Genomic DNA, 20,367 nt, shown 5'->3' with positions numbered 1-20,367 from the left:
CCCCCCTTGCTCAGGACATGTATTGTTGCCTCACGTTTACGTGCTTATCCTGCGCCGCGCAGCATTCGCCGCAGCCCCTCCCCGACCAGATTGAAGCCGAATACGGCGATCATCACAGTCAGTCCCGGAAAAAGCATCAACTGTGGCTCGGTCTGCATGTACGGCCGCGAATCGCTCAGCATCACACCCCATTCGGGAGTCGGCGGCTGTGCGCCGAGACCGAGGAACGAGAGGCCGGACACAGACAAAATAATCGTCCCGATCTCCACCGAAGCAAGCACGATAATCGGGCTCACTGCATGAGGCAACACATGACGCAGCATAATCTGCAAGTGCGTCGCACCGCCTGCCCGCGCCGCCGTTATGTAGTCCTTTTCCTTGATCTGCAGCACCATGCCCCGTATAATGCGCGCGTAGCTCGTCCACCAGACGGAAGCGAACGCCAGCAGTAGGTTAAGCAAGCCGGGCCCGAGCATGCCTGTAATCGCCAGAGACAGAATCAGACTTGGAAAAGCGAGCAGAATATCGATAAACCGCATGATGATCTGATCGACTTTACCGCCGACGTAACCGGCGACGATTCCGACCGGCACGGAGACCGCAAGCATCGCGCCCAGCACGGCGACGGAATAAAACAGCGAGGTGCGCGTTCCGTACATCAGACGGGAGAGAATGTCCCGCCCCATTTGATCCGTGCCGAAAAGGTAATTCGCTGAAGGTCCGGTCAGCTTCATGTCCAGATTTACCTTCAGCGGGTCCCAGGGTGCGATGTGCGGCGCAAAGATGCCGACCGCGATAAAACCGATCACGATCAGCCCGCCGATCCAAATTGCGGCATTGCCCGGAATTTTGCGCCCCCGTTTCATGCCGGATGCTCTCCTTTCGTTTCTTTTTTGCATAGGCCGCTTCTCCGCGCGTTGCTGCTCAGCGCAGCCGGATTCTCGGGTCGATCATCCGGTAGCACAAATCGACGGCCAGATTGACGCTGACGACGAATACGGCCATCAGCAGCACATACCCCTGAATGACAATAAAATCCTTTTTAAAAATCGCATCGACGGCAAATTTGCCGATACCCGGCCAAGAAAAAATCGTCTCGACGATCACCGATCCGCCGAGCAGCCCCCCGATGTTGATGCCCAGCATCGTCATCACCGGAAGCAGCGCATTGACTGCGGCATGCCGTCCGATGACGAGGCTTTCCTGCAAGCCTTTGGCCCGTGCCGCCTTGATGTAACTGGTGCCAAGCACATCCAGCAGACCGGAGCGAATCACCCGGATATAGTTGCCTGCCATCCCGATCCCCAGCGTGAGCGCAGGCAGCACTACACTCCGGAACCCGTCCATGCCCATGACCGGAAACAGCTTCAGCTTGACCGAGCCGTAATACACAAGCAGCAGACCGAGCCAATAGCCCGGCATCGAAATACTCAGCATCGCGACGACTCTTGCCAAACGGTCCACCCACGAATGCGGATATAGCGCCGAACCGATTCCAAGCGGAAGCGAGATGGCCAGCATCGCCGCAAGCGCCCACATCCCGAGCAGCAGCGTTGCCGGAAGTCTGTCCGTCAGCTCCTGCCAAACCGGGAGATTGCTGCTGTATGAACGGCCGAGATCCAGATGAACCACACGCCATAACCAAGCCGCGTACTGTTTGTACACGGGATCGTTCAACCCCATCGCTTCTCTGGCCGCATCGATCGCTTCTGGCGAAGGCTGCACGCCCGATGTTCCCCGCAGCATAATTTCAGCGGGATCGCCCGGGGTCAAATTCATGAGCGCGAAGGTTATGCAAGTGACACCGAGGAATACCGGAATCATATGCAACACCCGCCGCAAAAAATAAGCTATCATGCTCACCACTTTCTAAGCTGCCGGGATCGATAATTTATAAGTAATAATTACGATTATGGTCGATCTTAAAACATACTTCATTGGCCCGCCTCGATTAAACTATGTCATTACAGCAAGTCTGGAAGCAAATTTCGATACTTAATTCGTAATTATTACTATCAATTATCTTAGCTTGCTCCACTGCGAATTGTCAATCTTAAAAAACTTAGCGCACGTTCTCCACCGTCTCGAACAGGCTTTCTTTTCCATGTATGTTAAGGTAGACACCTTAATAGACTTAAGAGTATTCTTAGGTGGACTTAAGATTTGGCGTCATTGGCAAGTAAAATGTCGCCTTCCGCTAGTTACAGAGCGACCTAGGGGAAGTACGATAATAGCTGTCCCTTCAATTAGGCCGGACACCGGGTCGTAACCAAAACCAGCGAATATGCAAGCAACCAAAGGAGGCCCATATATATGAAGTCTCATTCCTCTGACCGAATTAAAATCCCGCCGGGATTTTGGGCAGGATTACATCAATTAGGGATTGCCGCCCACGACGTAGCTCGCATAGCACGACTGCCGCTCACCATTATTACTGAACTGGCAGTCACCACCGCTCAATATTTCGCGATCTGGCAAGCTTATTCCGACCTCATTGGTGACACGGCCAAAGGAATCGTCAAGCTTGTGACCGTCTTTGAAACAGCAAAGTACCCGCCAGCCGTCTTGGCGACTTACCACGCTCGTGACTACCGCGACGCTCTCAACCGAATGGCTCGGTACAAACAACTATGTCCCCCTGAAAGCTTACGTATCACCGAGGAGGGCGAGCGCTGTACAATCGAACTGGAATGGCTGGATGCCGAGCAACCCGGCCCGCCGCTGCTGGTTGGGATCACGCTGGCCTATCTTCTGGAGCTTGGGCGCCGGGGCACAGGTCAACCTTTGACGGCACGGTTCGTCGAATTCTCGCACTCCATGGGCGATGTACAGACTCTTGAAGCTTACTTCGGCTGCCCTATCCGGATTGGCGCAGAATGTAACCGGTTGACGCTGCATCGAAAAGATCTGGACCGCCCCTTTGTCACGTACAACGAAGAGTTGCTGGAGATCCTGACCCCCGCTCTGGACCGATCGTTGGATGAACAGCAGCGCAGTCGCTCCATTACCGAGACGGTCAAATGGGTCATGAAACGCAGCCTTACCGGAGGGCGTCCCGATATTCGGACTGTCGCGAAGGAGTTGGGTATGAGCGATCGTACCTTGCAGCGCCGGCTTACTGACGAAAATACGAGCTTCAAGCATCTGTTGACCCAAGCTAGACATGAGCAGGCACGAGAGTACTTGGCAGACCCCTCGCTCGATATTAAAGAAGTGGCTTTCTTGATTGGATTTGAAGACCAGAACTCGTTCTACCGCGCCTTTCGCCTCTGGGAAGGCGATACACCTTCTAGTTGGCGGAACGAACATTTACGTACGAACTAGCTAAACCAATTCTAAAGTAGCTGAAAAGGAGAAATGTTCTATGGATATGGGATTAAACAATAAAACGGCTTTAGTTACAGGATCAACGAAAGGTATAGGTAAAGCAATTGCCATTGAACTTGCCAAAGAAGGTGTTCATGTACTAATTAACGGACGAAATTATGAAGAGGTCGAACGAGTTGTAGATGAAATGAAGTCGAATTTTCCGGCTACTTCTCCTCAAAATGCCGCAGCCGATATTGTGGATATTCAACAAAGAGAAGCTTTATTTGAAAAATTCCCCAACGTTGATATTTTAGTTAACAATATGGGGATTTACGAAATTATGCAATATGAGGACGTAGACGACGAAGTATGGGAAAAATACTTCCGTACGAATGTTCTTGCGGCAAACGGGCTATCCAAATTTTATTTACCTAAAATGCTGAAAAATGATTACGGCCGCATTATCTTTATTGCGAGCGAAGAAGCCATTATGCCTTCGGGACAAATGCCCCAGTATTGTATGACAAAATCCATGCTGTTATCATTGTCCAAAAGCTTATCCAAATTAACAGTAGGAACAGAAGTTACAGTCAATACGATTCTGCCAGGACCTACACTCTCCGAAAATGTGTATCAAATCATTGAAGGTATGTACCCCAATGAAGATCTGACTTTTTCGGAGAAAGAGAAAAAATTTATGACGACAAACCTGCCTCAATCTGAGATTCAACGATTTATCAAGCCTATTGAAATAGGTAGACTAGCTGCATTTGTATGCAGTCCTTATGCCTCCGCATTTAAAGGTTCTCCAATCCGTATGGATGGAGGAATGGTGCCGACTATTTTTTAACATTTTTTCTATTTCAGATATTAAAAGAGGACGTTCCCGCGCATTTTCGCAGCTTGGGATACGTCCTCAAACTATTTTCACAACAAGCGGGCGCTCAGTCCTCCAACTCCGCCCGGAAACGCTCCAGCTCGCTTCGCACTTCGGCCGCGGTAGCAAGCTGCAGCCACTGCTGCGCCCGCTCCCGGCACGTCTCGGCGTTCAGTTGGGCGAGCGCGCGCTTCACCTTCGGCAGCGCTCCCGCTTCCATGCTCCACTCGTCGAGACCGAGCCCGAGCAGGAGCGGCGCCGCCAGCGGATCGCCGGCCATGCCGCCGCACATCCCCGTCCACTTGCCGTGCCGATGGGCGGCTTCGATCACCCGGCGAATCAGCTCCAGCACCGCCGGGTGGAAATAATCGTACAGCTCCGCAACCTTCTCGTTCATCCGGTCGACGGCCAGCGTGTACTGGACGAGATCGTTCGTCCCGATGCTGAAGAAATCGACCTCGTACGCAAAGCTGTCGGCCATCACCGCCGTAGACGGAACCTCGACCATGATGCCCAGCTCGATATTCCGGTCGAAATCGACGCCCTCGCGGCGCAACTCCTCCATCGCCTCGTGCGCTGCCCCTCTCGCCTTTCTCCATTCGTCCATACTGGAGATCATCGGAAACATGATCTTGACGCGGCCATGCGCGCTTGCCCGCAAAATCGCTCTGAGCTGCGTTCTCAGCAGCTCGGGACGATCGAGGCCGATCCGGATGGCGCGGTAGCCGAGAAACGGGTTCGTCTCCTTGGGCAGCTCCAGCGCCGGAAGCTCCTTGTCCCCGCCGATGTCTAACGTACGGATGATGACTGGACGGTCCGCCATCGCTTCCGCGACACGCCGGTATGCGGCATATTGCGCTTCTTCGTCCGGAAGCCGCGACGCACCCATGAACAGAAACTCCGTCCGGTACAGCCCGATGCCGTCCGCACCCGCTTCCGCAGCCGCCTCGGCCTCGGGAACGGTGCCGATATTGGCGGCCAGCTCCACCCGCCGCCCGTCCGCGGTTACCGCCGGGCGGGAGCGGAACGCCTCAAGCTCGTCCCTAAGCGCACGCTCCTGCTTCTGCAGCTCCGCCGCCTCCCGGAGGTAAGCGTCCTCCGGGTTGCGGACGCACAGACCTGCGCTTCCGTCGACGACCAATGTCTCGCCGTCTCGGACGGCGTCCAACGCATCACCCGCGCCGACGACCGCAGGAATGCCCAGCGACCGGGCCAAAATCGCCGTATGCGACGTCTTCCCACCGACCCGCGTGACGAAGGCCAGCACAACGCGCGGGTCGAGCTGCACCGTATCCGACGGCGCCAGATCGTCGGCGACGAGAATTACGGGCTCGCGAAGCTCCGAGAGTCGGACCGCAGCCCCTCCGCGCAGGCTGGACAGCAGGCGGCCCCCGATGTCCCGGATATCCGCCGCGCGTTCCCGCATATATTCGTTTGCCATGCTTTCCAGCCGCGCCGCGTAAAATTCGGTGACCTCCCGGACCGCCCGATCCGACGATATATGCAGCTCTACGACCTTCCGTTCCATCGCCGGATAAAACTTGGGATCGTCGAGAAACCGCAGCTGGCCCGCAATAATTCCGGCTTTGTCTTCCCCGAGCGTCCGCTTCGTCCGCTCCACCATTGCTTGCAGCTCCGCCGCGCAGGCCTCCTTCGCCTGCCGCAGCTTTGCCGTTTCCGCTGCCACTTCGTCAGGACCGATACTTTCGCGCTCCAGTTCCATGCCTGCTGCGGCTCCCGGCGAATACCGCAGCGCGCTTCCGATCCGCACGCCTTCCGATACGCCAATGCCTGAAATCCGCTGCTCCCTCATCACGTTTCACCGAACTTGCTTTCGATCAGCTCCGCCAACGCCTGCAGGCATTCCTGCTCGTCCTCACCGCTTGCTTCCAACACGATGCGGGCGCCTTTCTCCAGCCCAAGGGTCATCAGGTCCAGCATACTTTTCCCGTCGGCTTCTTCGCCGCTTTCGCTACGCACCTTGAGGTCCGAGCGAAACTCGTTAGCCTTGTCTACGAACAGCTGGGCCGGCCGGACGTGAAAGCCTTGTTCGTTTCGTATGATTATATCTTTTGCCACCATTCGGCATGCCTCCTAACCTATAATGTTTATATATTTAATAGGATATCAATTAGTTCAAAAGCGGAATGCGTTCCTTGTACCGTTCGATCAGGACGGCATTGTGGCGGTCGGCCCCGTCAATGTTGCCGCTTAGGAAAACCGGCGGCTGGAACCCTCGCTCCGCAATCCGTTCGATGGCCGAAGCCAGCACGGCATTGAGCAGCGCCGCTCCGATTACCGTGGATGTCGGGGTGAACGGGATCGGAACGTCCGGATGGTTCAACACCGCATCGCCTTTGACCGCATAATTGTTAAGGACCAAGTCCGCGGCATCGTACAGATGCTTGCCGCTCGTATGCCGCGAAGGCTGGCTCTGCGAATATTCCAGAGAGGTGATGCCGATCGTAAATGCGCCTTTTTCCTTCGCCGCCAGCACGACATCGACCGGAACCGGATTTCGCCCGGAGGTGGACAGCACGAAAGCGACTTCGCCGGGACGGATGTCCTGCTCCTCCATAAACGTACGGGCCAGTCCGTTCTGTCTTTCCAGCTCCGAGGAGCGGACCGCCCCTTCGTGCAGCATGAGCGGCTCCACAAAAATCGGCCGGATCGGGACCAGACCGCCCGCACGATAGAACACTTCCTCCGTCAAAATATGCGAGTGTCCGCATCCGAACAAATGAACGACGCCTCCGCCAATGATGCAGTCGGCCGTCCGTTCCGCAGCCTGCCGCATCGCGTCCGTTTCGGTCGTTTCCACTTGGTTCAGCATGTGCCGGATATGATTGAAATACGTTTGGATCATAGCTGCCTTCACCTGCTTTCTTTAGGGTGTGGGTTGATGCCGCTGCTTGGCATCGTTCACGATACGCGTCATCACGTCGAGACTCGTCTCCAGAATGGCTCGCCCTTTCTCCGAGGTGGCCAGCGTCGCGTCGCCGAGGACGGCGGTCGAAGTGAACGTCTCCCACGGGGTAGGCGTACAGTCGGCCTCCACCCCGATATCCGGGATGTCGCAGATCGCCCGGCTCATGTCGACATGCTCGCCGGCCATGTACAACATATATGAGGTTTCAATCTCGCAAGCGTGAAAATACGAAGCATGACTGCTGGAAGACTCGCGGACCTGCGCCGTAATGTCTTTTACCCCAGGATAAAAGAAATAATAGACCTTCAGCTCGGGTACCCGTTCCGCCAGCTTGCGGGCCGCTTCCTTCAAGGCCGTCGCGTTGCCGAGATGGCCGTTCAGCATAATGAAGATGCGGAAGCCTTGCCGGAACAAGCTTTCCCCGATATCGCTCAGCAAGGCGATCAGCGCCTCGTTGGATACGTTGATGCTGCCCGGAAAATGGCGCAGGCTCCATACCTGACCGTAAGGCAGCGTCGGCAGCACGAAGCTGCCGGTCCGTTCGGCCAGCTTGGCGGCCAGCCGCTCCGCCAGCAGATTGTCCGTCCCTAACGGAAGGTGAGGTCCGTGCGCTTCCACAGCGCCGATCGGCAGAATCGCAGCCTGCGCCCGGACGATTTTCTCCTTGACGTCAAACGAATTTTCGTATTGCAACTGCATGACCGCCCCTCCTCACCGTTTAAAGGCGAAGCAGTTCGCCGGATTCGTCACGAAAAACTTTTCCACCAGCTCATCCCCATCGAACCCGGCCTTGTTCGCCTCGTCGAGAAAGCGCGGCACCCACTTGGCGATGATATATTCCAAGCCAAGCCCATAATCGTAATGTTTGTAGTACGTTTTCCGGGCCGTATCGCCGCTGATCAGAATCTGATTCTCGTACCCTTTGCGCACCAGCTCCAGCAGGAGATGAATCCGCGTGCTCTCCGGCGCGTATTTGATTTTGGCAATGCCGTCGAAGCACAGATAAGCACCGGTTTTAGCCATTTGCTCGTGGTAATACGGATCGGGATTCCGGTCCATGTGGCCGAAGCTGACGTACGCCAGATTCACGTTCTCGCTCCGCAGAAGCTCGATCTGCTCCAGCCCCATTGTGCCGACCTCCGTATGGGAGTGGACCGGCGCTTTCGTCTCATGGTGCGCCCGGGCGACGGCCCGCAGCGTCTTCTCCTCCAGCGGCGTAATCCGGTTGTAGCCGGTGCCGAATTTCACTTGACCGCCCTTGAACGGCGTTCCTTCCAGCCCTTCCTCTACCTCGCGGATGACGAAATCCGCCAGCTCGTTAATGCTTTTCGCATCGATCCACTCGTAGTACGTGTTGTAATTGCCGATAATCGGCTTCAGCTCTTCCTTCACTTTGGCGTTCCACAGAAAGCTTTTGTTGAAGCCGGCCGTGCCGACGATCTGAACGCCAGTTTCCTCCATGATGGCGTACACCGCATCGACGTCGCGCCCGTAATCGACCGCTGTGGCGTCGATGATTGTTTGGCCGCCGTGGCGTTTGAAGTCCAGCACGTCCAGCTTCGATTTTTCCTTGTCATCCAGCAGCAGGTCGTCTTCTCCCCGCTCCGCCCAGAAAGCCGGACGGCAAACGATATGCTCGTGGGAATACGTAAAGCCGAGCTGTTCCTTAGGGATATCTCCACGCAAAGTCCGAACGAAACTCATCTCTCTGTGACCTCCTTATCGCGCCGCGGCCGGCGAACCGGCCGGGGCCGAATGGCGATTTTGGTTAAAACAGCAGCTTCGCAAGCAGGCTGATGATCGGCCCGATAATAAACATGTCGGAGTCTGCCGCCCACATGGCCGTATCCGGGATCGTCGAAGCGATGAAAAATTTGACCATCGCGTACTGTCCCCAAGCGACGACGGTTGCGGTAACAAACCCGGCGAGCACCGCGCCGCGCGCTCCCCCGGTCGCGTTGCCGAAGACGCCTGCCGTAGCGCCGTGGAAGAACAGCACGATCATTGTCGGCACGAAGATGTATGCGACCGTGTTGCCGAGCACGACGAGCCAGATCAAGGCCCCGACAAAAGCTCCCATAAATCCGAGAATGACGGCGTTCGGCGCATAAGGGAACGTAACCGGGCAGTCGAGCGCGGGCTTCGCGCCGGGAACGATTTTGGTGGCGATCCCGTTAAACGCCGGCACCAGCTCGCCGATGAACATGCGCACGCCCATGAGAACGATTGCAATCCCGCCGGCAAACGTGAGCGATTGGAGCATCGCGTAGATGATGAAGTTCTGCTCGCCCGCTTTGGCGACCAGCTCTTTTGCACCCGGCGTGTCTTTCATGACTACGACGATCGCGCCGATCAGGAACAGCAGCCCCATGCTGAGCGCCGTAATGACGTTGGAGTCTCGTAGAAACTCGAAGCCCTTCGGCACTTTGATTTTTTCCGCGTCGTTCTCTTTGTTCCCGAACCACTTGCCGAGCAGTGCGCCAAGCAGCGCAACCGATGCCGACGTATGCCCGAGAGCGATGTTGTCGTTGCCCGTAATTTTGCGGACGAATGGCTGGGTGAGCGCAGGCTGCAGCGTCCAATACAGACCGAGAATAATCGATAGGAACAAGACCAGCTTGCCGAAAGAAACGTTGCCTGCCGAATGAACCACGATGCCCGCGAATACGGTCGACGTCCAGAACATCATATGACCGGTCAAGTAAATGAACTTGAACTTGGTGAACCGCGCGAGCAGGACGTTGATCAAAAAGCCGATGAACATCGCCAGCGTGACCGCGCTTCCGAATTTGGAGTTGAACGTCTGCTGCCCCATAAATTGGCCGAGCGATTCGGCTTGCAGCCCGAACACTTCCTTCCACATCGGCTCGAATACATTGAGCGCATTGACGATAACGCCCGCTCCCGCCCCGATGATAAGGAAGCCGATGACGGCCTTGAACGTCCCGCTGATCACCTGGCTTGTCGTTTTTTTCTGAAGCAGGAGACCGACCAGTACGATGAATCCGAGCAAAATGGCCGGCGTACCGAAGACGTTGGTCGCGATCCAAAAAATGACTTCCATGTAAAATCCCCCTTTAAGGATTAGATGGTGTCTTTCAATTTCTCTTTAATCTCGTTCAGATCGAAATAGTTGTTCACAATCACGATATTGGCGGAGTGCCCCTGCAGGCTTTGCGCCAGCTCGTTGCTGGTAATGATATGATCGGCAGACATGCCGGACGCCGAAGAAACGTCCGTATGCTCCACATCGGCGCTCACACCCAACTCCCTAAGCACGCTTTCCACGTTCATCCGCAAAATAAGACTCGTTCCTTGACCTAAACCGCATACGCATAAGATTTTCATGCTTCGTTCCTCCTCAAGATGATGTTTTCGATGTCTTCCGAGCTTCTGGCTTCTCTGAAGCACTGCACATGGTTCGGGTCGTTCAGAAGCAGCGTCAGCCTGCGCAGCAAGGCGATATGGTCGGCGTTGGAGGCCGAACCGAGCGCGAAAACCAGATCCACCGGATCGTTCGTTTGATGGCCGAACACGACCGACTGTTTCAACCGGACAAAAGCGACGGACGCCTCATGGACACCGTCCTCGGCTTTCGCGTGCGGCAAGGCGATGTGCGGTGCGAGCACAAAGTACGGCCCCTTGTCGCGGTACGCCTTCACCATCGCCTCGACGTAGGAGGCGTCGGCCGCTCCCCCGCTGACGAGCAGCGAGCCGGCGGCTCGAATCGCTTCCTCCGCCGATTGCACCTCCACATCGAGACCGATCAGTTCCCTTTCCAAAAATTTCATCCGTTTCTCTCCTCCCTGCTACGATTCCTTGCTATGACGTGTGCTGCCGGATCAGTCCGGCAAGCTGTTCGGCGGTCTGTGCCTTGAGAAGGATATCCTTTGTTTCTTCCTCCCGCAGCAGTATCGTCAGTTGGGACAGCGCCCGCAAATGCGATTCGCCGTCCGCGCTGGCGAGCACCAGCACGAGCCGGATTTGATGGCGGGCCTCCGGACCGAATGGGACGGCGCGCTCCAGCTTCAGCAGACTCATGCCGAGCCGCAGGACGCCTTCCTCCGGCTTCGCGTGAGCGATAGCCACCCCCGGGCTAACGACGATATACGGTCCGTAGCTGTCGACTTTGGCGATCATCGCTTTCACGTACCGCGGTTCAATAAAGCCTCTGCGCAGCAACGGCTCGGCCGCCAGCTCGATCGCGGTCTTCCAATCGGCCGCCTCGTTCCGCAGCACCAAGTGCTCCGGCGCTAGCAAGCTGGCGAGTGAGGGCTTCTCTTCCTCCGCCGCCGGAGCGCGTCCGGCGGACAAATAGCGCTGGAGCTCCCGCAGCAGACCTTCTTCGTCCGAGATCCGGGCGTACTTCCGGACCATCTCCAGAATCGCCTGCGCGGAGCGGCCCTGCGGCGCATCCATTTGCCCCGAAACCCGGTTCACCTGATGTAGCAGGTGTGCCTTGTCGGCATCCGATAAAATGGGATGCACCGTAAACACCGGCGCCGGGCTATCCTGCAGCGGAACAGTCGAGAACAGCAGATCCACCGATTCTACCGAAAACGACTCATAGTCCCGGAGCGACAAGACCGCTTCAATATCCAGTGCCGGGAATAGCTGCTCCAGCTGAATTCTCAGCATGCGCGCGGCGGAAATGCCGTTGACGCATACGATCGCCGCCTTTTTCCGCCGGACGGGCATGGCGTTTTCCCGGCGCATCCAGCCTCCGAAATGCATCGCCAAGTAGGCGACCTCATTGTCGTCGACCGGCTTGCCCAAATGCTCCTCTAGCGGTCTGACACACTTTCTTGAAATCTCGAATATTTCCCCATATTTTGATTTCATCGCTTCCGCAAGTGGATTGTCGATCTCCAGTCCGAATTTGATCCGGTAATAGGCCGGCTTCAAATGGATCAGCAGCCGCTGCTCCAACTCGTCGCGGTGTTGAAAAAAAACGCAAGCATGCCGCTCGAACAAATCGATCATCTGCCGGATCAATCGCCTTAACAGCAGGACGGTTTCGTCGGCGTCGGCATCCTTGTCGGGATCGGCCAACACCTCCCCGCCGCTTGCCCTGTTTACCCGCGCCCCCAACAGCTGGAGGGTCAAGTAACAGACCTCATCCTCCGGAAATTCGAGGTCGAACAGGCGTCCAAGCTCGTCCGCCAGTTGGACAGAGCCCGTGTATTCCGGCGTTTGCTTCAAGGCTTTTTTTTCATCGGCATCGAGTGTAATGCGGTGTCCCTGCCGGAGCCGGTTCGCGTAAACGAGCAGCCTTGTGGTGAGACTAAACACCATATCGTCGGTGAATTCCAGCCCAAGCGTCTTCTCGCAGCGGGTGACGAGCTCGTACACTTCCGCGAGCTGTTCCTCTTGGAAGAATGGAAGCTTGCGGTGAACCACGTTGGCATTGACCAGCCCTTGAAACTGCGACACGAAGCTTTTCCAACTGACGTGATGGAGCACTTGGGACATAAAATACGATAGCGCCTTGCGCTGGTCGACCTCTTTCCCTTCGACGCTGTAACCGTTCTTTTTATCGAACATCACCTCAAGCTGAAAAGCGGCAAGCTCTTTCTTCACCTGCTTCAGCTCGTTCAACCCGGTTCCGCGGCTGACCAGCAAAAAGTCCGTGATCTCTTGCATGAACAGCGGTTCCCTGCGGGTGAGCAACTGAATCGCCACCCAGGCTTTCCGTTCCTTCGGGGACAAGTAATAGTCGTCCTTCTCAACTTCATGCGCCATGGAAGGGATGCGGGAGCGGCTTTCCTCCGGCAGCAGGTACCCCCGGCCGCGAACATAGTCGACAGGGGCGAGTCCGTGGTCCGAGAGCCACTCGTTGACGGCTTGCAGATCGTAGTAGACCGTCCGCTTGGAGATATCGAATTTCTTCATAATTTCGCGGACGGACACGTAATCTCCGGTTTCCTGCAGCATGGCGAGCATGCCGGCGCGCCTTTGGTCCAGAATCGCCCATCCCCCCTTCCGTCAGTCTATCTTTCCAATCTAGTATGTTATCTGACACCCTTATTATACAATTGGCCTTTGCGCCATAAACAGAACAACTATTGTCGTCCGTTCCGTGCAAAAATTGCACTGTCGCAATCCAGAAACTTTTCATATTCTAATCTCGTATAAAAGAATAACGAACCTAAAAGGAGGTTTTTCGAATGTATCTTCTGGCTATACTGCTTCCTCCTGTCGCCGTTCTATTTTGCGGAAAACCGATACAGGCCCTTCTCAATTTCATTCTGACGCTGTTCTTCTGGCTGCCGGGCGCCATTCATGCCTGTCTGGTCGTTCACGAGCGCAAGCAGGATCAACGGATGGAACGAATGTCCCGGAACATGTACCGGTAATTCGGTACAGGAAGCGGATCGTCGCAAAGACACTTCTCTCATCGGAAGTGTTTTTTTGTTTTATCGAGCTGCATTTTGTTGTTGACTCTAACGTTACGTTATACTCTATAGTGATTCTTGAAAGGAGGTCGCGACGTTTCCTTGAAGGTGAAAGAGGTTGCGGATTTAGTCGGCATCAGTGTGCGCACACTTCATCATTACGATGCGATCGGGCTGTTGACCCCGGATGGGACGACGGAAGCCGGATATCGTTTGTACTCCGACGAAAATCTCGAAATGCTGCAGCAGATCTTATTTTTCAGAGAACTTGACTTCCCTTTAACAAAAATCAAAGAAATTATTCACCGTCCTTCCTTTGACCGTATGGAAGCGCTGGAACTGCACCGGAACATGCTGCTCGACAAACGCAGCAAACTCGACAAAATGATCGCGACGATCGATAAAACGATTCGTCATGCGAAAGGAGAAATTCAGATGACGACAAAAGAAAAATTCGAAGGCTTTGACTTTAGCCGAAATCCTTACGAGCAAGAAGCCCGCGAACGCTGGGGCGATGAAGCGGTCGACAAGGCCAATGCCAATGCCGGCTCCATGTCGAAGGACGAACAGGAAGCTATGGCCCAAACGATGAATGGGATCTACGCCAAGCTTGCCGAACTTCGCAGCGGCTCGCCGGATTCCGCGGAGGCGCAGACGGCCATTAAAGAATGGTACGATCTATTGAACCAAATGGGCTCTTACTCGCTCGAAGCCTTTAAATGCTTGGGGCAAATGTATGTCGATGATGAGCGTTTTACCAAAAACATCGACCGCTTCGGAGAGGGCTTGGCGAAATTTATGCGCGATGCGATGGCCGTTTATGCGGATACGAACCGGAAATAGTATGATGGGCAGTCCCGCAAGTCATTCCCGGATGATTTCGGGGCTGCCTTTTCGTTATTGATTCCTATCCTTCCTCCCTCGCATCAACAAACCTCGAATAATCGCTTTTTGGATCGGTTAAGCTAAACCATGGAAAGGATGGGATTCGCAGATGGAGCATTTGGACTGTGACGTTTCCCCTTTAAAAAAGGAGCTTAAGGAACAATTGACCGATATCCTTGACAGCATCGGACAGGTCGTCTCCAGCCTGGACGAGGTCAACACGTGTCTGCTTAACGAGATCGAGCACATTTCCAAGCGGTTCTCCAAGACGGGAGCGCTTGCTTCAACCTATTATTTGAACTGTTTTCTGTCGCCCTATACGAGCAAGTATAAAGAGATTTCCCGTTCGGTGAACCACCTGAGTCTCAAACGTCAAGGTGCCCTCATCGTCATCCAGCGGGAAGACAACATCGATTCCTGGATCACTCCAGGCATCCTTCTGTCCGCGGAAATTACCAGTTCCTTACTGGAGTCCATCTTCGTTCCGGGCAGCCCGCTCCATGACGGGGCCGTCTTCATTCGCTCCGACCAGATTGTCTCGGCAGCCAACATCCTCCCTCTGACCGAACGAACCTTCCCCAATCAAAAGCTGGGAACCCGTCACCGCGCCGCCATCGGACTGTCGGAGCGGACCGATGCGTTAATCATCGTCGTATCCGAGGAGACCGGGAAAACCTCCTTTTGCCTGAACGGCCATCTCTACCCTTTCTCGATTCCCTCACCCGTTTAAGCAAAAATACTCTCTCTCCATTTTTCCCATGAAATTTGTACCCGATTTGAAGGGCTTCTCCGTCCGGGGCCGTCTAAAGGTTTGTATATATACTACAAAGAGATGCCTTTTATGCGGGCCCGCTTTCGAAAGGCTCTAGCGACGACGGATGAGGTGTATGACGAATGAAGTATGTTCTAGAGTTTTTGCAATTCCGGTTAATCGTGTTCCTGATGATCTTGATTGTACTGAGCGGGACGGGGGTAGGCATCACATACGGTTCTTCACTGACATGGCTCGCCATTGCGGGAGGAATCGTGCTGTTCGGACTGATCGAATACATCGTGCATCGGTATATCATGCATGAACTCCCCCGCCTGCTTCCGAAGGCATATGAAGGGCACGTGGCGCACCATCAGCATCCGAACGACGACCGGTTTTTGTTCGGTTCCGTCTGGTACGAGGTCGTGACGTATCCCTTGCTGCTGCTGCTTTTTTGGGCGCTGACGGGAGAGCTTCATCTGGCTTTGTCGGTCGTCTTCGGGACGGTCGTCTGCCAGATGTACTATCAATGGAAGCATTTCGTATCCCATCGCCCTATCGTACCTCTCACACCGTGGGGCAAATGGTTGAAAAAGAAGCATTTGCTGCATCATTATTTGGATGAGCAAGCCTGGTACGGCGTATCCAACCCGGTTATGGACGTTGTTATGGGGACGAACAAAGTGGCGCCGGATGCCAAAGCGGCGAAGCGCTCTCTGGGCAGCAGCACAGAGAACATGTAAACCGGGGGGCAAGCGGACGGACTCGATCGTCTGAAGAGGAGAATCGTATTGGCGTTGGCGATTGGACTTATGCCGTCTTTCAATACGGCCTGAACAGCCCTCTATCTGCCGATTTCATCAAGAAAAAGCTGAGAAGTCCCGATTTTCACCTGGAGCCGTGGATTTATTTTCTGTATATCCATATCGTTACAGCCGTGTTGGCGCTGGTGATCGGTCCGTTCCAGCTTTTCCTGAAGCCCGCAGGTATGAAGCGGCGAAGCCGCCACCTGCTGCTTGGCTATGCCTATGTGCTTTCCATTACGATAAGCGGTCTTGTTAATCTTTTTTTGGCTTGGCATGCAACGGGCGGATGGGTCTCGGGGCTTGGCTTTTTCTTGCTCGATGTGTTGTGGATCGCTGCCACGTTTATGGCGGTCCATAAAATATCGATCAACGACGTACAGAATCCTGTTCCGCCCGGTTGAATCCTTTAATGATTAGCCATATAGCCAAAACCAATTGTTGAAAGGCTATCAGAATGTTCAACATCATGTAGGTTGCATCCAGACCGATGAAGCGAATCATAAATAATAAGCTTGCCAATATGGACAATGTAGACCCAATAAGACCCGAAGCTGACAACCAACGTGGAACTAATTTTATTTGGTAAAATATGCAGTTAAACAAGAGCATAGCCAAAACAAATGCCAGTGTCGTTGCCACATGGTTCACCAAATCACGTCCTTCCCGTAACAACCCACCCAGGGTCTGAAAATACGATACATTCAGAGTTCCAACTTTTGCAAATTCGTGGCTTAATGTCAATAGCAACAGAAGAATGATTACACCAAAAATAATGAACACACCCGCAATGATGCCGAAAGCAACAGATCCAAGAGCTAAACCATTATTATGCTTACTTAAAATCGGATACATCAAAATAGGAATACCAACATATGCAACGACCATTAGCAACTGGAAAAACGCTCCTACAAGTACCTGATTTTCATTTGTAGAAGCCTTGACAAGGTAGTCTGCTCCATCTATAACAGGAACAACACTAAATATACCTGTAACCAACCCGGTTATTAATAACACCCCAGTAATTACTGCAGACCTTCTACCTGAAATTGCACTCTTACTCAACATATTTAACCTCCCTATAATACCTACCTTTTATAATAATATGACAGGAAAAGGTAAGGTAAAACAGATACTTTAGTATGGTTAGGCCTCTATCGCCATGGAAGAGAACAGCGATACAGCCAGCCATTTCTAAACATGTAAGCCGTCTGAAAACGGCTGAACTGGTCCGCGAAACGAGAAAGGGGCAATGGGTGTTCTATATCGATCAAAGAGAAACGGTTAGAGGAAATTGGCTATGCCTTGTCCCATTTGCCCGATCTATCCGAGGAGCTGCGGAAATTAGAGCAACAAGGGCTGACGGTTACATGCGAGTAAAGGGGGTGTGGCGATAGGGATTGGCCTGGGCTACGTATTTCCGAACTTTGTCGCCGGTTTGAATGAATTTCAAGTCGGAACCACCTCGATAACCATTTCATTGATTCAAAACTGGATCATTGGCCCGCTCTTAATGTTTTTCTTGGCCATTATTTTTCTCCAAGGCTATACGGAATACATGGTCGGCCTGATTATGATCGGTTTAGCCCATTGTATCGCAATGGTTATCGTGTGGAACGATTTGTGCAAAGGGGATGCCGAATACGCGGCGGGTGATGTCGTGAGGATCGCGATTCCGCTCTTGATTTACTTTGTCGTCATGTTCCTGATCTCGTTTTTCATGGGCAAAAAAGCCGGGGCTGGCTATCCAGTCACTTCTTCACTGGCATTTACCGCCTCGGGGAACAACTTCGAGCTGGCGATTGCCGTTGCCGTCGGGGTGTTCGTTAACATAAACAGGAGGACTCACCATGTCAGATAACAAAAAACTCGTTTATTTCCTTTGTACAAAAACACTTGCCGCAGTCAAATGGCGGATGGCTGATTGAAGGCGCTCGGTAATGATCGCTACGAAGTAAAAAGCGCCGGGTTGGAGGCACATGGACTGAATCCTCGTGCCGTCCAGGTGGTGAAGGAAGCCGGTGTCGATATTAGTGGCCATACATCGGATGTCATCGATCCGGAGATTCGGGCTGACTATGTGATTACGTTATGTGGCCATGCGGACGAACATTGTCCGGTGATTTCGAATAAACATGTCGTGAAATGGCATTGGGGTTTCGATGATCCAGCCAAGTCCACCGGCACCGAGAAAGAAATCATGAGCCAATTTCGAGCGGTTCGGGATGCGATTAAGTCGCGTATGGAAAAGTTTCTTGCCGAAGGTCGGTAAAATTGCAGAAAAAAGCGTGCAGCGTAATGGTACGCTTTTTTTGTATGGCTATTAACACCTTGGGAACGATGAGACAAATCGAAGATTTCCGACTTCATTTATTTCCCATTTAATTACATCTACTTTGCGGGGTGGTATCAGCTTCGCTGGTATTCCCCCTATCCGTCTTCCGGATAGGAGGCAAAGTGCGACAAAAAACAAGGATTAAGAAATCATCGGCCAAAGGTCACCCTCTCGTTCATGTTCAAAACAACTTAACATGGAACGAGTCGTTTCTCAAGGAAACGTTCGATTATAACGATTTTCGCCGGAATGCAGACCGCCCGTTAAGGCATGTTGCGGCCCCGGGAGGTGACGTAGAGCGTATACCACTCTTCCCGCGTCAGCGTCACCCGCTCCGCTTCGCCGCACGCGCGGATACGCTCAGGAGTCACAGTGCCGATCACTGGCTGGATTCCTGCGGGATGGCGCAGCAGAAATGCGAGCACGATCGCTTCGGGCGAGACGTCCTTCTGCTCGGCCATACGGCTGACCAAGGCTGCGGTGGTCCGGACGGACTCCGGCTGTCCCGACAAGTCGCCGCCTGTGAACAAGCCTCGTGCGAGCGGGCTCCACGCCTGGATCTGGATATTTTCCATCTGGCAATACTCCATCGTCCCTTCCGGGAACGAGACGCCAGTGCCCTGCGGCTGGTTCAAATGCACGCCTGCATCCAGCCAGTCCAGCTTGAGCAGGCTCATTTCCAGCTGATTCGCGATGAGCGGCTGCCGGATCGCGGACTGCAGGAAGCGGATTTGCGCCGCGCTCATGTTCGAGACACCGAACGCTTTCACTTTGCCCTTTTCGTGCAGCCGCTGGAACACTTCCGCCACCTCTTCCGGTTCCATCAGCGGATCGGGCCGGTGCAGCAGCAAAATATCCAGCGTCTCGATGCCGAGCCGGCTTAAAATCCCGTCGACACTCGCTTCAATGTGCTCCTTCGAGAAGTCGTACCGCCCCGGAACTCCCTCTTCCTCGAAGCGGATGCCGCATTTCGATTGAATAATGATCCGCTCCCGCAGGTCGGGACGCTCCTTCAACACTTGACCGAACACTTGCTCGGCCTTTCCTTTGGTGTAAATATTCGCGTGATCGAACATATTGATGCCTGCGGAGAGTGCCGCCTCCACCGCTTCGTGCGCCTGCTTGACGTGCTCCGCCGTGTACGGCTCCCGGTCCCAGCTTCCGCCGAGCCCCATGCAGCCGAGCACGATCCGGCTGGCGGGAAATCCGTGTCTATGCAATGGAATCGGTTTGTTCATACGTATGTACGCTCCTCTGCCTTGTTCTCGTAAGTCTGTCGTTATTATATGTCATGCTTGGGAGCTGCTGCAACGGTGCACCGGAATTAGGGAGCGAGAAAGCGGTCCAAAATGTCATCGATGCGGCCGGCTTCGATGGTCTCTTTCGTTTTATTCGGGCCGTCGACTACGGTCAAGGAATGATCGAACAGCGTCATACGGCCTTCCTCCGTCACTTTCATCAAGAAATAAACCTTGTTGAACGGCGATTCCGGGGCGTATTGCGTCACATCGCACACCTCGGCAAAATCCTCGAGCTGCTTCGGTTCCGGATCAAACCTATACAGGATGACCCAGTCCCGGTCCTCCTTTTTCTCCAGAACATACCCGTTCTGCAGCTCAGCGTACGATCTGATCCGATAGAAGCCGTCCGACTCTTGAATCTCCTCCCCGGTCATGGGAATCGACCGACGCGGGGAGTTGCCGCCAAAGCCGACGTCCACCAAATATGGACGTCCTTCCAAACGAACGAGATTGGTGGCATGCGAGCCTTCCGTCCCCCATTGGCTATCTCCCCGATAGACGGTTGCGGCTATCATATGGGTCTCGAACCCGGTTCGGCGCAGCAGCTCGCTGAACAGTCCGTTTAATTCATAGCAGACGCCGCCCCTCCGCTGCGTGACAAGTTTATCGAAGAGGTCGCCGGACTGAAGTGTGATCGGAATGCCGCGCAGAATATCCAAATTTTCAAAAGGAATTCGGGTCACATGCCGCTTCTGCAGCTGCGTCAAGCTTTCCAAGGTCTGTTGAACAGGCTCTGCCATCTGGATGCGGTGTAAATAAAGATTTATATCCATCGTGCTTAC

The 20,367-nt window shown here is 54.1% G+C and carries 21 protein-coding genes and 2 pseudogenes; 9 read left to right on the top strand and 14 right to left on the bottom strand.

Going from position 1 to position 20,367, the window contains the following annotated elements; translation table 11 throughout:
• Positions 1–44 precede the first annotated feature (44 nt).
• Positions 45–866 (bottom strand): nickel transporter permease, encoded by an 822-nt coding sequence (gene nikC, locus QMG93_RS29025; protein WP_281942793.1) that lies wholly within the window; start codon positions 864–866, stop codon positions 45–47.
• A gap of 58 nt (positions 867–924) precedes the next feature.
• Complete coding sequence (gene nikB / locus QMG93_RS29020; protein WP_281942791.1) at positions 925–1,857, bottom strand: nickel ABC transporter permease; 933 nt, start codon at positions 1,855–1,857, stop codon at positions 925–927.
• Positions 1,858–2,313: 456 nt separating this feature from the next.
• On the opposite strand from nikB, the gene QMG93_RS29015 reads away from it, so the two are divergent.
• Positions 2,314–3,324 (top strand): helix-turn-helix transcriptional regulator, encoded by a 1,011-nt coding sequence (locus QMG93_RS29015; protein WP_281942789.1) that lies wholly within the window; start codon positions 2,314–2,316, stop codon positions 3,322–3,324.
• Between the two features lie 40 nt (positions 3,325–3,364).
• A complete protein-coding gene (locus QMG93_RS29010; RefSeq protein ID WP_281942787.1) occupies positions 3,365–4,159 on the top strand; it encodes an SDR family NAD(P)-dependent oxidoreductase in 795 nt (264 codons plus the stop codon).
• Positions 4,160–4,253: 94 nt separating this feature from the next.
• On the opposite strand, the gene ptsP is transcribed toward QMG93_RS29010, so the two are convergent.
• From ptsP to QMG93_RS28965, 9 genes are all read right to left on the bottom strand, one after another.
• Positions 4,254–5,999, bottom strand: a complete 1,746-nt coding sequence (gene ptsP / locus QMG93_RS29005; protein ID WP_281942785.1) for a phosphoenolpyruvate--protein phosphotransferase — start codon at positions 5,997–5,999, stop codon at positions 4,254–4,256.
• Entirely contained in the window at positions 5,999–6,268 is a 270-nt protein-coding gene (locus QMG93_RS29000) for an HPr family phosphocarrier protein (protein WP_281942783.1), read from the bottom strand. The genes ptsP and QMG93_RS29000 overlap by 1 nt, the downstream gene beginning before the upstream one ends.
• 49 nt (positions 6,269–6,317) lie before the next feature.
• The gene (locus QMG93_RS28995) at positions 6,318–7,052 is read right to left on the bottom strand and encodes an SIS domain-containing protein (protein ID WP_281942781.1); all 735 of its coding nucleotides are present in this window, start codon (positions 7,050–7,052) and stop codon (positions 6,318–6,320) included.
• Positions 7,053–7,073: 21 nt separating this feature from the next.
• A complete protein-coding gene (locus tag QMG93_RS28990; protein ID WP_281942779.1) occupies positions 7,074–7,814 on the bottom strand; it encodes a creatininase family protein in 741 nt (246 codons plus the stop codon).
• Positions 7,815–7,826: 12 nt separating this feature from the next.
• Positions 7,827–8,819: a phosphotriesterase gene (locus QMG93_RS28985; RefSeq protein ID WP_281942777.1), complete on the bottom strand. Its 993-nt coding sequence runs from the start codon at positions 8,817–8,819 to the stop codon at positions 7,827–7,829.
• 64 nt (positions 8,820–8,883) lie between these two features.
• Positions 8,884–10,179: a PTS ascorbate transporter subunit IIC gene (locus QMG93_RS28980; RefSeq protein ID WP_281942775.1), complete on the bottom strand. Its 1,296-nt coding sequence runs from the start codon at positions 10,177–10,179 to the stop codon at positions 8,884–8,886.
• Positions 10,180–10,199: 20 nt separating this feature from the next.
• Complete coding sequence (locus tag QMG93_RS28975; RefSeq protein WP_216792927.1) at positions 10,200–10,463, bottom strand: PTS sugar transporter subunit IIB; 264 nt, start codon at positions 10,461–10,463, stop codon at positions 10,200–10,202.
• Positions 10,460–10,906: a PTS sugar transporter subunit IIA gene (locus QMG93_RS28970; protein WP_281942771.1), complete on the bottom strand. Its 447-nt coding sequence runs from the start codon at positions 10,904–10,906 to the stop codon at positions 10,460–10,462. Before QMG93_RS28970 ends, QMG93_RS28975 begins: the two co-directional genes overlap by 4 nt.
• A gap of 31 nt (positions 10,907–10,937) precedes the next feature.
• Positions 10,938–13,058 carry a BglG family transcription antiterminator gene (locus QMG93_RS28965; RefSeq protein WP_281942769.1) on the bottom strand — a complete coding sequence of 707 codons (2,121 nt, stop codon included), beginning with the start codon at positions 13,056–13,058 and terminating at the stop codon, positions 10,938–10,940.
• Between the two features lie 224 nt (positions 13,059–13,282).
• Between QMG93_RS28965 and QMG93_RS28960 the strand changes: the two genes are divergently transcribed.
• The 5 genes from QMG93_RS28960 (at position 13,283) to QMG93_RS28940 (ending at position 16,353) form a co-directional block, all read left to right on the top strand.
• On the top strand, positions 13,283–13,471 hold the full coding sequence (locus tag QMG93_RS28960; protein ID WP_010500852.1) for a YqaE/Pmp3 family membrane protein: 189 nt from the start codon (positions 13,283–13,285) through the stop codon (positions 13,469–13,471).
• 141 nt (positions 13,472–13,612) lie between these two features.
• Positions 13,613–14,353: a MerR family transcriptional regulator gene (locus tag QMG93_RS28955; RefSeq protein WP_413789355.1), complete on the top strand. Its 741-nt coding sequence runs from the start codon at positions 13,613–13,615 to the stop codon at positions 14,351–14,353.
• A gap of 151 nt (positions 14,354–14,504) precedes the next feature.
• Positions 14,505–15,125, top strand: coding sequence for a sporulation-specific diadenylate cyclase CdaS (gene cdaS / locus QMG93_RS28950; protein WP_281942764.1), 621 nt, complete (start codon positions 14,505–14,507; stop codon positions 15,123–15,125).
• Positions 15,126–15,289: 164 nt separating this feature from the next.
• A complete protein-coding gene (locus QMG93_RS28945; RefSeq protein ID WP_281942763.1) occupies positions 15,290–15,889 on the top strand; it encodes a sterol desaturase family protein in 600 nt (199 codons plus the stop codon).
• A gap of 194 nt (positions 15,890–16,083) precedes the next feature.
• Positions 16,084–16,353 carry a DUF2306 domain-containing protein gene (locus QMG93_RS28940; protein WP_309299691.1) on the top strand — a complete coding sequence of 90 codons (270 nt, stop codon included), beginning with the start codon at positions 16,084–16,086 and terminating at the stop codon, positions 16,351–16,353.
• Here the strand turns inward: QMG93_RS28940 and QMG93_RS28935 are convergent.
• On the bottom strand, positions 16,319–17,017 hold the full coding sequence (locus tag QMG93_RS28935; protein ID WP_281942758.1) for a DUF4386 domain-containing protein: 699 nt from the start codon (positions 17,015–17,017) through the stop codon (positions 16,319–16,321). The genes QMG93_RS28940 and QMG93_RS28935 overlap by 35 nt on opposite strands.
• A 319-nt stretch (positions 17,018–17,336) precedes the next feature.
• Between QMG93_RS28935 and QMG93_RS28930 the strand changes: the two are divergent.
• Positions 17,337–17,774, top strand: a pseudogene (locus QMG93_RS28930) (arsenic resistance protein); the annotation flags it as partial.
• A 25-nt stretch (positions 17,775–17,799) separates the two neighbouring features.
• A pseudogene (gene arsC / locus QMG93_RS28925) lies at positions 17,800–18,221 on the top strand (arsenate reductase (thioredoxin)).
• Between the two features lie 326 nt (positions 18,222–18,547).
• Here the strand turns inward: arsC and QMG93_RS28920 are convergent.
• The gene (locus tag QMG93_RS28920; RefSeq protein WP_281942755.1) at positions 18,548–19,522 is read right to left on the bottom strand and encodes an aldo/keto reductase; all 975 of its coding nucleotides are present in this window, start codon (positions 19,520–19,522) and stop codon (positions 18,548–18,550) included.
• Between the two features lie 86 nt (positions 19,523–19,608).
• Complete coding sequence (locus tag QMG93_RS28915; RefSeq protein ID WP_281942753.1) at positions 19,609–20,358, bottom strand: arylamine N-acetyltransferase family protein; 750 nt, start codon at positions 20,356–20,358, stop codon at positions 19,609–19,611.
• Between the last annotated feature and the right edge of the window lie 9 nt (positions 20,359–20,367).

Source organism: Paenibacillus tyrphae, assembly GCF_027925525.1.
Lineage (GTDB): Bacteria > Bacillota > Bacilli > Paenibacillales > NBRC-103111 > Paenibacillus_G > Paenibacillus_G tyrfis_B.
This window is presented reverse-complemented; position numbering and strand designations above follow the sequence as displayed.

What these genes read in the sequence shown, in the direction of transcription:
- nikC (WP_281942793.1), bottom strand. Translation starts at nt 866, where the DNA reads ATGAAACGGGGGCGCAAAATTCCGGGCAATGCCGCAATTTGGATCGGC.
- nikB (WP_281942791.1), bottom strand. Translation starts at nt 1,857, where the DNA reads ATGATAGCTTATTTTTTGCGGCGGGTGTTGCATATGATTCCGGTATTC.
- QMG93_RS29015 (WP_281942789.1), top strand. Translation starts at nt 2,314, where the DNA reads ATGAAGTCTCATTCCTCTGACCGAATTAAAATCCCGCCGGGATTTTGG.
- QMG93_RS29010 (WP_281942787.1), top strand. Translation starts at nt 3,365, where the DNA reads ATGGATATGGGATTAAACAATAAAACGGCTTTAGTTACAGGATCAACG.
- ptsP (WP_281942785.1), bottom strand. Translation starts at nt 5,999, where the DNA reads ATGAGGGAGCAGCGGATTTCAGGCATTGGCGTATCGGAAGGCGTGCGG.
- QMG93_RS29000 (WP_281942783.1), bottom strand. Translation starts at nt 6,268, where the DNA reads ATGGTGGCAAAAGATATAATCATACGAAACGAACAAGGCTTTCACGTC.
- QMG93_RS28995 (WP_281942781.1), bottom strand. Translation starts at nt 7,052, where the DNA reads ATGATCCAAACGTATTTCAATCATATCCGGCACATGCTGAACCAAGTG.
- QMG93_RS28990 (WP_281942779.1), bottom strand. Translation starts at nt 7,814, where the DNA reads ATGCAGTTGCAATACGAAAATTCGTTTGACGTCAAGGAGAAAATCGTC.
- QMG93_RS28985 (WP_281942777.1), bottom strand. Translation starts at nt 8,819, where the DNA reads ATGAGTTTCGTTCGGACTTTGCGTGGAGATATCCCTAAGGAACAGCTC.
- QMG93_RS28980 (WP_281942775.1), bottom strand. Translation starts at nt 10,179, where the DNA reads ATGGAAGTCATTTTTTGGATCGCGACCAACGTCTTCGGTACGCCGGCC.
- QMG93_RS28975 (WP_216792927.1), bottom strand. Translation starts at nt 10,463, where the DNA reads ATGAAAATCTTATGCGTATGCGGTTTAGGTCAAGGAACGAGTCTTATT.
- QMG93_RS28970 (WP_281942771.1), bottom strand. Translation starts at nt 10,906, where the DNA reads ATGAAATTTTTGGAAAGGGAACTGATCGGTCTCGATGTGGAGGTGCAA.
- QMG93_RS28965 (WP_281942769.1), bottom strand. Translation starts at nt 13,058, where the DNA reads ATGCTCGCCATGCTGCAGGAAACCGGAGATTACGTGTCCGTCCGCGAA.
- QMG93_RS28960 (WP_010500852.1), top strand. Translation starts at nt 13,283, where the DNA reads ATGTATCTTCTGGCTATACTGCTTCCTCCTGTCGCCGTTCTATTTTGC.
- cdaS (WP_281942764.1), top strand. Translation starts at nt 14,505, where the DNA reads ATGGAGCATTTGGACTGTGACGTTTCCCCTTTAAAAAAGGAGCTTAAG.
- QMG93_RS28945 (WP_281942763.1), top strand. Translation starts at nt 15,290, where the DNA reads ATGAAGTATGTTCTAGAGTTTTTGCAATTCCGGTTAATCGTGTTCCTG.
- QMG93_RS28935 (WP_281942758.1), bottom strand. Translation starts at nt 17,017, where the DNA reads ATGTTGAGTAAGAGTGCAATTTCAGGTAGAAGGTCTGCAGTAATTACT.
- QMG93_RS28920 (WP_281942755.1), bottom strand. Translation starts at nt 19,522, where the DNA reads ATGAACAAACCGATTCCATTGCATAGACACGGATTTCCCGCCAGCCGG.
- QMG93_RS28915 (WP_281942753.1), bottom strand. Translation starts at nt 20,358, where the DNA reads ATGGATATAAATCTTTATTTACACCGCATCCAGATGGCAGAGCCTGTT.